At 64.2% G+C, this 13,419-nt stretch carries 9 protein-coding genes; 2 read left to right on the top strand and 7 right to left on the bottom strand.

Annotated features, from left to right (window positions below; genetic code table 11):
- Nucleotides 1-80 precede the first annotated feature (80 nt).
- The gene (locus LPB260_RS17155) at nt 81-1,946 is read left to right on the top strand and encodes a SurA N-terminal domain-containing protein (RefSeq protein ID WP_208707015.1); all 1,866 of its coding nucleotides are present in this window, start codon (nt 81-83) and stop codon (nt 1,944-1,946) included.
- Nucleotides 1,947-2,008: 62 nt separating this feature from the next.
- Here the strand turns inward: LPB260_RS17155 and fabI are convergent, their stop codons facing one another.
- The 6 genes from fabI to LPB260_RS17125 are packed head-to-tail and all read right to left on the bottom strand — an operon-like array spanning nt 2,009 to nt 10,215.
- Nucleotides 2,009-2,803 (bottom strand): enoyl-ACP reductase FabI, encoded by a 795-nt coding sequence (gene fabI / locus LPB260_RS17150; RefSeq protein ID WP_208707014.1) that lies wholly within the window; start codon nt 2,801-2,803, stop codon nt 2,009-2,011.
- A gap of 30 nt (nt 2,804-2,833) precedes the next feature.
- Nucleotides 2,834-4,447, bottom strand: coding sequence for an ABC transporter ATP-binding protein (locus LPB260_RS17145; RefSeq protein ID WP_208707013.1), 1,614 nt, complete (start codon nt 4,445-4,447; stop codon nt 2,834-2,836).
- Nucleotide 4,448: 1 nt separating this feature from the next.
- Nucleotides 4,449-5,468, bottom strand: coding sequence for an ABC transporter permease (locus tag LPB260_RS17140; protein WP_208707012.1), 1,020 nt, complete (start codon nt 5,466-5,468; stop codon nt 4,449-4,451).
- Between the two features lies 1 nt (nt 5,469).
- Complete coding sequence (locus tag LPB260_RS17135; RefSeq protein ID WP_208707011.1) at nt 5,470-6,543, bottom strand: microcin C ABC transporter permease YejB; 1,074 nt, start codon at nt 6,541-6,543, stop codon at nt 5,470-5,472.
- A 1-nt stretch (nt 6,544) separates the two neighbouring features.
- Nucleotides 6,545-8,389 carry an extracellular solute-binding protein gene (locus tag LPB260_RS17130; RefSeq protein WP_208707010.1) on the bottom strand — a complete coding sequence of 615 codons (1,845 nt, stop codon included), beginning with the start codon at nt 8,387-8,389 and terminating at the stop codon, nt 6,545-6,547.
- The gene (locus LPB260_RS17125) at nt 8,386-10,215 is read right to left on the bottom strand and encodes an extracellular solute-binding protein (RefSeq protein ID WP_208710019.1); all 1,830 of its coding nucleotides are present in this window, start codon (nt 10,213-10,215) and stop codon (nt 8,386-8,388) included. The genes LPB260_RS17130 and LPB260_RS17125 overlap by 4 nt, the downstream gene beginning before the upstream one ends.
- A 146-nt stretch (nt 10,216-10,361) precedes the next feature.
- Between LPB260_RS17125 and LPB260_RS17120 the strand changes: the two genes are divergently transcribed.
- Nucleotides 10,362-11,807 (top strand): HDOD domain-containing protein, encoded by a 1,446-nt coding sequence (locus tag LPB260_RS17120; RefSeq protein ID WP_208707009.1) that lies wholly within the window; start codon nt 10,362-10,364, stop codon nt 11,805-11,807.
- Here LPB260_RS17120 and LPB260_RS17115 read toward each other — a convergent pair whose 3' ends face one another.
- Nucleotides 11,808-13,376 carry a LysM peptidoglycan-binding domain-containing protein gene (locus tag LPB260_RS17115; RefSeq protein WP_208707008.1) on the bottom strand — a complete coding sequence of 523 codons (1,569 nt, stop codon included), beginning with the start codon at nt 13,374-13,376 and terminating at the stop codon, nt 11,808-11,810.
- Nucleotides 13,377-13,419 lie beyond the last annotated feature (43 nt).

Genomic DNA, 13,419 nt, shown 5'->3' with positions numbered 1-13,419 from the left:
CTAGGATGCGCCTTTCTTCTATCCGGATATTACCCACGCTGCGCGGCTGCTTGTTTTAGTACAGCCGTTCTGGGGGACGCATGCTGCAGAACATCAGGGACAACTCACAGGGTTGGATCGCCAAAACCATTATCGGCCTCATCGTCGTGCTGCTGGCATTTACCGGCGTCGAGGCCATTTTCACCAGTACCAGCAACAGTCAGAATGCCGCCGAGGTCAACGGCGAGAAGGTCAGCTTGAATCAGCTGGTACAGGCGGTCGAGATGCAGCGCCGTCAGTTGCTGCAGCAGCTCGGCAAGGACTTCGACGCCTCCTTGCTGGACGAGAAGCTGCTGCGCGAGGCGGCGCTGAAGGGGCTGATCGAGCGCACCTTGCTGCTTCAGGCTGCTGGCGATGCCGACTTTGCCTTCTCCGAGCAGGCGCTTGACCAGCTGATCCTGCAAACGCCGGAATTCCAGGTCGAGGGCAAGTTCAGCGCAGAGCGTTTCGATCAGGTCATTCGCCAGCTGGGCTACAGCCGCCTGCAGTTCCGCCAGATGCTGGCGCAGGAAATGCTCATCGGTCAGTTGCGTGCGGGACTTGCCGGCAGCGCTTTCGTCACCGATGCCCAGGTCGAGGCGTTTGCCCGTCTGGAGAAGCAGACCCGTGATTTCGCCATGCTGAAGGTGCCGGCCGATACCGCGGCGGTGCAGTTGAGCGAAGATGACGTCAAGGCGTACTACGAAGCCCAGGCGGCGCAGTTCATGAGCCCGGAGCAGGTAGTCCTGGAGTATGTCGAGCTGACCAAGGATGCCTTCTTCGAACAGGTCGAGGTGTCTGACGAGGATCTGCAGAGCGCCTACCAGAGCGAGATCGCCAACCTGGCTGAGCAGCGCCGGGCCGCGCATATCCTGGTAGAGGTGAGCGATTCGCTAAGCGATGAGCAGGCCAAGGCCAAGATCGAGGGCGTGCAGAAGCGTCTGCAGCAGGGCGAAGATTTCGCGGCGCTGGCCAAAGAGTTTTCCGATGACCTGGGCTCGGCCGGCGAGGGTGGTGATCTGGGCTATGCCGGGCAGGGTGTTTACGACCCGGCCTTCGAGGAAGCGCTGTATGCGCTGGGCGAGAATCAGGTCTCGGCGCCGGTACGCAGCGAGTTCGGCTGGCACTTGATCAAGCTGTTGGGCGTGCAGGCACCTGAGGTGCCGAGCCTTGCCAGCCTGAAAGATAAGCTGGTGCGGGACTTGAAGGCCCGGCAGGTCGAGCAGCGTTTCGTCGAAGCCGCCAAGCAACTTGAAGACCTGGCCTTCGAGGCTTCCGACCTGGATCAGCCGGCGGAGGAGTTGGGGCTTGAGATCAAGACCAGCGAGGCCTTCGGTCGCGAGGGCGGCGAAGGACTGACCGCCAACCGCCAGGTCATTCAGGCAGCGTTCAGTGAGGACGCGCTGGAAGACGGGCGCAACAGCAGCACCATTGAGCTCGACCCCAATACGGTCGTTGTGGTGCGTGTCAAAGAGCACAAGAAGCCCGAGCAGTTGGCGTTGGATCAGGTGTCCGACAGCATCCGTGCGCACCTGACTCAGGTTCGCGCCAGCGAGGCGGCGAAAGCCAAGGGTGAGGAGCTGTTGGCGGCGTTGCGCGACGGCCAGACGCCGGCTGAGCAGGCCCAGACCTGGCAACCGGTCGAGGCGGCCACACGCAGCCAGGAAGGCGTCGAGCCATCGGTGCTGCAGGCGGTGTTCCGCATGCCCAAGCCCGTCGATGCAGGGCAGCCGACTTTTGCCGGCGTAGGCCTCGGCAATGGCGACTTCGTGCTGATTCGCCTCAGTGGCGTGAGCGAGCCCCAGGAGCCCTTGGCGGACGAGGAGAAGTCCATGTATCGGCAGTTCCTGGCGTCGCGCAGCGGCCAGCAGGACTTCGCCGCGTTCCGCAAGCAGCTGGAAGCCCGGGCGGATATCGAGCGATTCTGATAGCCGACCGACAATAAAAAAGCCCGCGAAAGCGGGCTTTTTTATTGTCGGCGTTTCGCCGATCAGTCTTCCATGGCGCCCATGGCCGTGGTGTTGAAGCCACCGTCGACGTACATGATCTCGCCGCTCACGCCCGAGGCCAGGTCGGAGCAGAGGAAGGCGCCGGCGTTGCCGACTTCCTCGATGGTCACGTTACGACGCAGCGGGGTCTGCTTCTCGTTGGCGGCGAGCATCTTGCGGAAGCTGGCGATACCGCTGGCAGCGAGGGTGCGGATGGGGCCGGCGGAGATGGCGTTGACGCGGGTGCCTTCCGGGCCGAGGCTGGCGGCCAGGTAGCGGACGCCGGCTTCCAGGCTGGCCTTGGCCATGCCCATCACGTTGTAGTTGGGCATGGTGCGCTCGGCACCCAGGTAGGACAGGGTCAGCAGGCTGCCGTTGCGGCCCTTCATCATCTCGCGACTGGCCTTGGCCAGGGCGACGAAGCTGTAGGCGCTGATGTCGTGAGCGATCTTGAAGCCTTCGCGGGTGGTGACATCGGTGAAGTCGCCGTTGAGCTGGTCGCCCGGGGCGAAGCCGACCGAGTGGACGATGCAGTCCAGGCCATCCCACTTCTTGCTCAGGGCCTCGAACACGCTGACGATCTCGTCATCGCTGGCCACGTCGCAAGGAAAGCACAGCTCGGGGCCCGAGCCCCAGCCGGCGGCGAATTCCTCGACACGGCCCTTGAGCTTCTCGTTCTGATAGGTGAAGGCCAGCTCGGCGCCTTCGCGGTGCATGGCCGCGGCGATACCCGAGGCGATGGACAATTTGCTGGCAACGCCAACGATCAGTACGCGCTTACCGGTTAGAAAACCCATGTGTGCTCTTCCTCTTCCTGCTTTCAAGGATTAGTCAGCAGTGCCCGGAGCCAGAAAGGCGGCTTCCAGTAGCTGCTGAGTATAAATATGTTGCGGAGCGGCGAAGATTTGCTCCGCCGATCCCTGTTCCACCACTTGTCCTTCCTTGACCACGATCAGCTGGTGGCTCAATGCCCGAACCACCGCCAGATCGTGGCTGATAAACAGATACGTCAGGTTGTATTTGACCTGCAGCGATCGCAACAGCTCCACTACCTGGCGCTGTACTGTGCGATCGAGCGCCGAAGTCGGCTCGTCCAGCAGTATCAGCGCCGGCTTCAACACCAGCGCGCGGGCGATGGCGATCCGCTGCCGTTGCCCGCCGGAGAACTCGTGGGGGTAGCGGTGCCGGGTCTCCGGATCCAGATCCACCTCCACGAGCGCGTCGATGATCGCCTGTTCCTGCTCCTCCCGCGTGCCCATGCGATGGATGTGCAGACCTTCGCCGACGATCTGGCCCACCGACATCCGCGGACTCAGGCTGCCAAACGGGTCCTGGAACACCACCTGCATCTGTCGACGCAGGGGGCGCACGCCGTCTTGCGACAGCCCTTGCAATTCCTGGCCCTGGAAACGGATGGCGCCCTGGCTGCCGAGCAGCCGCAGGATAGCCAAGCCCAGGGTCGACTTGCCGGAACCACTCTCGCCGACTATGCCCAGGGTCTGGCCCTGAGGCAGGCTGAAGGTGATTCCGTCCACGGCCTTCACATGGTCGACGGTACGCCGGAGCAGCCCCTTCTTGATCGGGAACCACACACGCAGGTCGTCGACCTCCAGCAATGGCGCGCCGGCACTGACGGCGACTGGGTCGCCGCTGGGCTCGGCGCCGAGCAGTTCCTGGGTATAGGCATGCTGCGGTGCACGGAACAGCTTTTCACACGACGCTTGTTCGACGATCTTTCCGCTCTGCATGACACATACCCGATGGGCAATTCTTCGCACCAGGTTGAGATCATGGCTGATCAGCAGCAGCGCCATGCCCAGGCGGGCCTGCAACTCCTTGAGCAGTTCGAGGATTTTCAGCTGCACCGTGACGTCCAGCGCGGTGGTCGGCTCGTCGGCGATCAGCAGTTCCGGCTCGTTGGCCAGGGCCATGGCGATCATCACGCGCTGGCGCTGGCCGCCAGAGAGTTCGTGGGGGTAGGCCTTGAGGCGCTTGTGCGGCTCCGGAATGCCGACCAGATCGAGCAGTTCCAGGGTGCGTTCGGTGGCGGCCTTGCCGGTGAGCCCCTTGTGCAGGGCGAGGACCTCGTTGATCTGCTTCTCGATGCTGTGCAGCGGATTCAGCGAGGTCATGGGCTCCTGGAAGACCATGGCGATGCGGTTGCCGCGGATGCCGCGCAGACGGTTCTCGTCGAGCTTGAGCAGGTCTTCCCCGGCGTAGTGGATGCTGCCGCTCGGGTGCTGCGCCAGGGGGTAGGGCAGCAGGCGCAGGATCGAGTGGGCGGTGACCGACTTGCCGGAGCCGCTCTCGCCGACCAGGGCGACGGTCTCGCCGCGCTTGATGGAAAAGCTGACGCCTTCGACCACGCGTTGTTTCTGCTCGCCAATGACGAACTCGACGGCGAGGTCGCGGACTTCGATCAGGGGGGCTGAGTCGTTCATCTCATTTCCTCGGGTCGAAGGCGTCGCGCGCCGCTTCGCCAATGAACACCAGCAGGCTGAGCATCAGGGCCAGCACGGAGAATGCGGTGATGCCGAGCCAGGGCGCCTGCAGGTTGGACTTGCCCTGGGCGACCAGCTCGCCCAGCGACGGCGCGCCCGGGGGCAGGCCGAAACCGAGGAAGTCCAGGGCGGTCAGGGTGCCGATGGCGCCGGTGAGGATGAAGGGCATGAAGGTCATGGTCGAGACCATGGCGTTGGGCAGGATGTGGTGCAGCATGATGGCGCCGTTCTCCATGCCGAGGGCGCGGGCCGCCCGCACATACTCGAGGTTGCGGCCGCGAAGGAATTCGGCGCGCACCACGTCGACCAGGCTCATCCAGGAAAACAGCAGCATGATGCCCAGCAGCCACCAGAAGTTCGGTTGCACGAAGCTGGCCAGGATGATCAGCAGATAGAGCACCGGCAGGCCCGACCAGACCTCGAGGAAGCGCTGGCCGAGCAGGTCGACCCAGCCGCCGTAGAAGCCCTGCAGGGCGCCGGCGAGCACACCGATGATCGAACTGAGCACGGTCAGGGTCAGGGCGAACAGCACCGAGATGCGAAAGCCATAGATCACCCGGGCGAGCACGTCGCGGCCCTGGTCGTCGGTGCCCAGCCAGTTCGCCGCGGAAGGCGGCGCGGGGGCAGGCACCTCCAGGTCGTAGTTGATGCTGGAGTAGCTGAAGGGGATGGGCGGCCAGAGCATCCAGCCGTCCTTCTCGGCGATCAAGCCCTTGATATAGGGGCTCTTGTAGTTCGCCTGCAAGGGGAACTCGCCGCCGAAGGTGGTCTCCGGGTAGCGCTTGAGCACCGGGAAGTACCATTGGCCGTCGTACTGCACCACCAGCGGTTTGTCGTTGGCGATCAGCTCGGCACCCAGGGTCAGGACGAATAGGGCGAGGAAGATCCACAACGACCACCAGCCGCGCTTGTGGGCCTTGAACAGTTCGAAACGCCGTTGATTGATAGGAGACAAGGCCATCTCAATGCTCCCGGCTTTCGAAGTCGATGCGTGGATCGACCAGTGTGTAGGTGAGGTCGCCGATCAGTTTCAAGACCAGCCCCAGCAGGGTGAAGATGAACAGGGTGCCGAAGACCACCGGGTAGTCGCGGTTGATGGCGGCTTCGAAGCTCATCAGGCCGAGGCCGTCGAGGGAGAAGATCACCTCGATCAGCAAGGAGCCGGTGAAGAAGATGCCGATCAGCGCCGAGGGGAAGCCGGCGATGATGATCAGCATGGCGTTGCGGAACACATGGCCATAGAGCACGCCGTTCTTCGACAGGCCCTTGGCCCGGGCGGTGGTCACGTACTGCTTGTTGATCTCGTCGAGGAAGCTGTTCTTGGTCAGCAGGGTCAGGGTGGCGAAGTTGCCGATCACCAGGGCGGTGACCGGCAGGGCCAGGTGCCAGAAGTAGTCGAGTATCTGGCCACCGAGGCTGAGCTGGTCGAAGTTGTTCGAGGTCAGGCCGCGCAGGGGGAACCAGTCGAAGTAGCTGCCGCCGGCGAACAGCACGATCAGCAGGATGGCGAACAGGAACGCGGGAATGGCATAGCCGACGATGATCGCCGAGCTGGTCCAGACGTCGAATGCGCTGCCATGGCGCACCGCCTTGGCGATGCCCAGGGGGATGGACACCAGGTACATGATCAGGGTGCTCCACAGCCCGAGGGATGCCGAAACCGGCATCTTCTCGATGATCAGGTCGATCACTTGGGCATCGCGAAAGAAACTCTCGCCGAAATCCAGTTGGGCATAGTTCTTCAGCATGATCCAGAAGCGTTCCGGCGCCGGTTTGTCGAAGCCGTACAGACGCTCGATTTCGGCGACCAGCTCGGGGTCGAGGCCCTGGGCGCCGCGGTAGTTGGAGCTGGCCACGGCGACCTCGGCGCCGCCGCCGGCGATGCGGCTGGTGGCGCCCTCGAAGCCTTCCAGCTGGGCGATCATCTGTTCCACCGGGCCGCCGGGGGCGGCCTGGATGATGATGAAATTGAGCAGCAGGATGCCGAACAGCGTTGGGATGATCAGCAGCAGGCGACGAATGATATACGCCAGCATGTTAAGGCTCCGTGCTCGGCGCTTCGGCCTCGGTTGGCGGCTCGTCTGGCGCTTGCTCGCGAACCCACCAGGTGTGCAGGCCGATGTCGTAGAGCGGCGTGGTCTGCGGGTGGGCCAGGCGATTCCAGTAGGCTACGCGCCAGGTCTTGATGTGCCAGTTGGGGATGACGTAATGGCCCCACAGCAGTACCCGGTCGAGGGCGCGGGTATGGGTGACCAGGCTCTGCCGCGAGTCGGCGTTGATCAGGCCGTCGACCAGTTGGTCGATGGCCGGATCCTGCAGGCCGATGAAGTTGCGGCTGCCGGGCTTGTCCGCGCTGCTCGAATGCCAGTACTCGCGCTGCTCGTTGCCTGGCGAATTGGACTGGCCGAAACTGCCGACTATCAGGTCGAAGTCCCGTGAGCGCAGGCGGTTGATGTACTGCGACACGTCGACCCGGCGCAGTACCAGTTCGATGCCCAGGTCGGCCATGTTGCGTTTGAATGGCAGCAGCACCCGCTCGAACTCGGCCTGCGCGAGGAGAAACTCGATGCTGACCGGCTTGCCCTCGGCGTCGAGCATGTGGTCGCCCTCGATCCGCCAGCCGGCTTCCTGCAACAACTGATAGGCACGGCGTTGCTGTTCGCGGATGATGCCGCTGGCATCGGTGACCGGCACGCTGAACGCCTTGCTGAAGACCTCGGGCGGAACCTTGTCGCGCAGCGGTTCGAGGATCTTCAGTTCGGCCTCGTCCGGCAGGCCGCTGGAGGCCAGCTCGGAGTTGTCGAAATAGCTGCGGGTGCGCGTGTAGGCGCCATTGAACAGCTGCTTGTTGGCCCACTCGAAGTCGAACAGCAGGCCGAGCGCCTCCCGCACCCGGCGGTCCTGGAACAGCGGCCGGCGGGTGTTGAAGATGAAGCCCTGCATGCCGGTAGGGTTGTGGTTGGCGAGCTCTTCCTTGATCAGCTGGCCATTGGTCACCGCGTCGATGTCATAGGCGGTGGCCCAGTTCTTCGCGCTGGACTCCAGCCAGAAATCGAACTGCCCGGCCTTCAGCGCCTCCAGGGCGACCGTATTGTCGCGGTAGTAGTCGATTCGGATGTTGTCGAAGTTGTAGAAGCCGCGGTTCACCGGCAGGTCCTTGCCCCACCAGTCCTCGACCCGCTCGTAGCGGATTGTGCGACCCGCCTGCATCTCGGCAATGCGGTAGGCGCCGCTGCCCAGGGGAATGTCCAGGCTGCCCTTGGCGAAGTCGCGTTCCGCCCACCAGTGCTGGGGCAGTACCGGGAGCTGGCCGAGAATCAGCGGCAGTTCGCGGTTGCCGCTGTGCTTGAAGACGAAGCGCACCTGGCGCGGGCCTTCCACCTCGACCCTGTCGACATCGGCGTAGTAGGCGCGGTAGGCGGGGGCGCCGTCCTTCATCAGGGTCTCGAAGGTGAACTTGACGTCTTGCGCGGTAACCGGCTGGCCGTCGTGGAAGCGGGCCTCGGGGCGCAGATAGAAGCGCACCCAGGCGTTGTCTGGGGCCTTCTCGATCTTCTCCGCGAGCAGGCCGTACTCGGTGAACGGCTCGTCCAGGCTGTGGCGGGTCAGGGTGTCATAGATCAGGCCGATGTTTTCTTCGGCAACCCCTTTGATAATGAACTGGTTGAAGCTATCGAAGCCGCCAGAACCGGATTGGCGCAGGGTTCCGCCCTTGGGCGCATCGGGGTTCACATAGTCGAAGTGCTGGAAGTCGGCCGGATACTTGGGCGGCTCGTCATACAGGGTCAGGGCATGCTGAGGTGCGGCCTGGCCGAGGCCGGCCAGGGCCAGCAGCAACAGGCCGCTGCCGTGGGCGAGGAATGAGCGCAGTGGATGCGTCATCGAGTGGTCTCCAGGGATTTCAGCCACCAGGTGCGCAGGCCCAGGGTGTAGGGCGGCGTGGCGACGAAGGCGAAGCGATTCCAGTACGCCAGGCGATGATGGCTGATGTACCAGTTGGGTATTGTGTAGTGCTGCCACAGCAGCACGCGATCGAGGGCGCGGGTCGCGGCCACCTGCTGGTCGCGGGTCTGGGCGGCCAGCAGCTTGTCGAGCAGGGCGTCGACCACCGGGTGGTCGATCCCGGCGTAGTTCTTGCCACCCTTGACCTTGCCCTGGCTGGAGTGGAAATACAGCCACTGCTCCAGCCCCGGGCTCAGGGTCTGCGGCAGGGTCAGCAGGATCATGTCGAAGTCGAACTGATCCAGGCGCTGCTTGTACTGGGCGCGGTCGACGGTGCGTAGCTGGGCTTCTATGCCTATTTGCGCAAGGTTTTCGGTAAAGGGCTGGAGGATCCGCTCCAGCCTGGGGTTGACCAGCAGGATCTCGAAACGCAGCGGATGGCCATCGCGGTCGAGCAAACGCTGACCGCTTGGCTTCCAGCCCGCCTCGCCGAGCAATGTCAGGGCGCGGCGCAGGGTGTCGCGCGGGATGCCGCGGCCGTTGGTCTGCGGCATTTTGAAAGGTTCGGTGAACAGCCGCGCCGGCAGTTGTTTGCGGTACGGGGACAGCAGCAGCCACTCGGCACCCTGGGGTTTTCCGCGGGCGGAGAACTCGCTGTTCGGGTAGTAGCTCTGGGCCCGGGTGTAGGCGCTGTTGAACAGCGCGCGGTTGGTCCACTCGAAATCGAACATCAGGCCGATGGCCTCGCGAACCTTGCGATCGTCGAAGGTCCCACGCCGCGTGTTCATGAACAGCGCCTGGGTCTGGGTGGGAATCTGGTGCGGAATATTGGCCTGGATCACCTCGCCCCGTTCCGCCGCCGGGAAGCGGTAGCCGCTGGCCCAGTTCTTCGCCTGCTGCTCGATATAGAAGTCGAACTCGCCGGCCTTGAAGGCTTCGAAGGCGACGTGGCTGTCGCGGTAGAACTCCACTTCGACCCGGTCGAAATTGTACTTGCCGCGGTTGACCGGCAGCTTCTCGCCCCACCAGTTCTCGACTCGCTCGAAGGTCAGGCTGCGTCCTGGGTTGACCTGGGTGATGCGATAGGGACCGCTGCCCAGCGGTGGCTCGAAGGTGGTGGTCTTGAACTCGCGATCCTTCCAGTAGTGCTGCGGCAGCACCGGCAGTTCACCGAGGCGCAGGATCAGCAGCGGGTTGCCGGAGCGCTTGAAGACGAAGCGAATACGATGGCGGTTGAGGATGTCGACCCGCTTCACCTCCTGCAGGTGGGTGCGGTACTGCGGGTGGCCATCCTTGAGCAGCAAGCGGTAGGAGAACGCCACGTCGTAGGCGGTGATCGGCTTGTCGTCGTGAAAGCGCGCCTCCGGACGCAGGTTGAACACCACCCAGCTGCGGTCGTCGCTGTATTCGATCGACTTGGCGATCAGGCCGTAGCTGGAGGCCGGTTCGTCGCCGGAGGGGTCGTAGGAGTCGGTGCCGACCATCAACGGCTCGTTCAGGCCAGTGATTCCGTACTGCAGGAAGTTGGCGGTGGAGATCGGGCTGGTGCCCTTGAGCGTGTAGGCGTTGAGGGTGTCGAACGAGCCCAGCGCCATCATCCGCATGGTGCCGCCCTTGGGGGCGTCGGGATTGACCCAGTCGAAATGGCTGAAGCTGGCGGGGTACTTGAGCAGGCCGAATTGCGCGTAGCCATGGCTTTCGCGGATGGCCGCCCAGGCCGGCAGGCTGATGACCAGGCCTAGTAGTAACGAGAGGAGGGGACGTATCAAGTGAATTATCCGATCCGTGGCGGCTTTTGGGCTTCTTGTCCGGTACAGTAACAGCTTGTATCCGCTGGAAAAAGGCCGGGCCCGGGAGCAGGGCCTGGACGCTTATCGACGACATCTGGACAACGCATAACGAGGCCTCGATCTTGGGTACAAGAAGTCATGGTTTGCAGTCATGGATTGAGCGCCTGAACGAGGCCGAGCTGCCTGCGGTGGCCTCGGTGGTGCAGGATTTGCACCGGCTGGCACATTCGGATGACTCGTCGGTCAAGCAACTGGCCGATGTCCTGTTGCGCGATGCCTCGCTGACCTCCAAGGTCCTGCGGGTCGGCAACAGCGCATACTACAACCCTTCGCGCGAGACCATCCGCACTATCTCACGGGCCATCGTGCTGATCGGCTTCGACAATGTGCGGCTGATCGGCCTGGCGGTGACGCTGATCGACGGTCTGCTGACCAAGGCGCCGCGGGAGCAGGTGCAGGCGTTGCTGGCGCGCTCCTTCCATGCCGCGGTGCAGGCGCGCAACATCGCCGGTTACGTGCTCTCGCGGCACCAGGAAGAGGTGTTCATCGCCGCCCTGCTGTTCCACCTGGGCGAGCTGGCATTCTGGGGCTGCGGCGGCGAGCAGGCCGATGAACTGGCCCATGCCCTGGCGCAACCAGGCGCCGATGCCGAAACGGCCGTGCGCACGGTGCTCGGCACCAGCTTTCGCCAGCTGACCCAGGGCCTGGTCAGGACCTGGAACCTCGGCGAGATCGCCAGCCTGGCGCAGGGCAATGCCACGCAGAATGATCCGGCGGTGTATGCCGTCACGCTCGGTACGCGGATCAGCGAGGCGGCGCTGGAGGGCTGGGAATCGCCGCCGATGGAGCAACTGGTCGGGCAGCTGGCCAGTTTCGTCGGCATCAGTCGCGAGGAGGCGATGCAGCAGGTGCTGGACAGCGCCGATGAGGCGGTCAGGGTGGCCGCCACCTTCGGTGCCAGCCAGCTGTCCCGGCTGATCCCCGACACCGACCCGGAGCAGATTCGCCTGCAGCAGGAACAACGCAAGGCGCGGCTGCTGCAGCCCGACCTGCAGACGCTGCAGCGCGCCCTGCAGGAGCTTGGCGAGATGGCGCAGCACAAGGGCGACCTTGGCCTGATTCTCGACGCTCTGTTCAGCGGAGTGCACCGCGGGGCCGGCCTGGAGCGGGTGATGTTGGTGGTGCTGGCCGATGGGCAGCGCTGTTTCCGCGCCAAGCGGGTCGTCGGCGAAGGCACCGGCGGTTGGATGCATGGCTTCGAGCTGCCGGCCGGAGCCGGCGCGCAGAGCCACATCTTCAGCTATGTGCTGCGCCACAAGGAGCCGGTCTGGATGGGCGTGCCCGCCAGTTATGGCCTGAGCGAACTGGTGACCGAGCCGATTCGCCAGCTGCTCGGCCAGGGCATGTTCTTCATCGCCCCGCTCGTGGCGGGCAAGCGCGAAATAGGCGTGTTGTATGCCGACAGCCGGCTATCCGGGCGTGCCTTGAGTCATGAGCAGTTCGTCGCCTTTCAGCGCTTTACCCAGCTCACCGGGCGCTGCCTGGAAGCGCTGAGCCGGCGCGGCTGATCAGCGCGGCAGGTACAGGGTCAGGGTCTGGCCCGGCTTGAGGGCGCTACCGGTGCGTGGGTTCCAGCGCTGCAGGTGTTCCATCTGCACCTTGAAGCGCTTGGCGATCAGGTACAGCGAATCGCCCCGACGCACCTTGTAGTAGGTGGCGGCATCACGCTGTTGCGCGGCGCTGCCGGTACTGGCGCTGGGCGATTGCAGCGCCAGCGTCTGGCCGACCCGCAGGCTGTTGCCTTGGAGCCTGTTCCAGCGCTGCACATCCTTGACCGAAACACCGTGGCTCCTGGCGATCTGCCACAGGGTGTCGCCGTTCTTCACCCGATAGCTGCGCGCGGCCGGTGCCGCGTTCGGCGTTCGGCTGGCGACCTTCTGGAACAGCGGTTGCGGCGCGTGCGCACCGGGCTGCGCGGGGATGCTCAGGACCTGGCCGACACTCAGCCGATTGCTGCTGAGTCGATTGATGTCCTTGAGCGTACGCACCGTGACCTGGTGGCGATTGGCGATGGCGTGCAGGCTGTCGCCGCTGCGCACGCGGTATTGCTGCCAGTCGACCAGCTCCTGGGGCTTGATCAGGGCCAGGTTGGCCGTGAGTATCTCGGCCTTGTCGGTCGGCACCAGCAGATGCTGCGGGCCGTCGAGGGTGATGCGCCGCTTGAAGGCCGGATTGAGCTGATACAGCTCCTCCTCGTCGAGCTCGGCCAGGGTGGCGACCCGGGACAGGTCCATGCGTTGCTTGAGCTTGACCTTTTCGAAATAGGGCTCGTTGGCGATGGGCGCGAGGCTGACGCCATAGGCCGTGGGGCTCATGATCACCTGGGACAAGGCCAGCAGCTTGGGCACGTAGTTGCGCGTCTCGTCCGGCAGCGGCAGGTTCCAGTAGTCGGTCGGCAGGCCGAGCTGCTGATTGCGCTCGATGGCGCGGCTGACCCGACCTTCGCCGGCGTTGTAGGCGGCCAGGGCCAGCAGCCAGTCGCCGTTGAACATCTGATGCAGGCGTGACAGGTAGTTCATCGCCGCGTTGGTCGAGGCCAAAACGTCGCGACGGCCGTCGTACCAGCTGGTCTGGCGCAGGTTGAAATGGCGACCGGTGGAGGGGATGAACTGCCACAGGCCAACGGCATCGGCCGGTGAATAGGCGAAGGGGTTGTAGGCGCTTTCGATCATCGGCAGCAGCGCCAGCTCCATCGGCATGCCGCGTTCTTCCAGGCGCTCGACGATGTAATGGATGTAGGGGCTGCTGCGCTCGCCGGCCTTCTCGACGAAGGCGGGGTTGCTGGCGAACCACAGGCGCTGCTGTTCGATGCGCGGGTTGATGCCGATCTCGTCCTGCAGCTGGTAACCGTCGCGGACCCGTTCCCAGATATCGACCGGCTCGTCCGGCTGGATGCTGGCGGTCAACCATTCCGGCTCCCGCTCGAGGCTGATCGTTCGGTCCGTGTCGCGGCCGTCGTCCTCGGCGCCGCCCCTGCTCTGGCAGCCGCTCAGGAGCAGGCTGAACACCACCACGAGCGCCGCGGCGCCTTGTGCTAATGCCTTACAAATCAATGGCTTGCGTGGTGGTATAGGCATTGGTCGGCGCGCACTTCCCAGGCAAAAGAGCGAGGGATTCTAG

It is taken from the genome of Pseudomonas sp. LPB0260 (assembly GCF_013388395.1).
Note: the sequence above shows the minus strand (reverse complement) of the source record. Positions and strands in the feature narration are given on the sequence as shown.

Excerpts from the sequence above, each read along its gene's own strand:
- LPB260_RS17155 (WP_208707015.1), top strand. The coding sequence starts at position 81 with ATGCTGCAGAACATCAGGGACAACTCACAGGGTTGGATCGCCAAAACC.
- fabI (WP_208707014.1), bottom strand. The coding sequence starts at position 2,803 with ATGGGTTTTCTAACCGGTAAGCGCGTACTGATCGTTGGCGTTGCCAGC.
- LPB260_RS17145 (WP_208707013.1), bottom strand. The coding sequence starts at position 4,447 with ATGAACGACTCAGCCCCCCTGATCGAAGTCCGCGACCTCGCCGTCGAG.
- LPB260_RS17140 (WP_208707012.1), bottom strand. The coding sequence starts at position 5,468 with ATGGCCTTGTCTCCTATCAATCAACGGCGTTTCGAACTGTTCAAGGCC.
- LPB260_RS17135 (WP_208707011.1), bottom strand. The coding sequence starts at position 6,543 with ATGCTGGCGTATATCATTCGTCGCCTGCTGCTGATCATCCCAACGCTG.
- LPB260_RS17130 (WP_208707010.1), bottom strand. The coding sequence starts at position 8,389 with ATGACGCATCCACTGCGCTCATTCCTCGCCCACGGCAGCGGCCTGTTG.
- LPB260_RS17115 (WP_208707008.1), bottom strand. The coding sequence starts at position 13,376 with ATGCCTATACCACCACGCAAGCCATTGATTTGTAAGGCATTAGCACAA.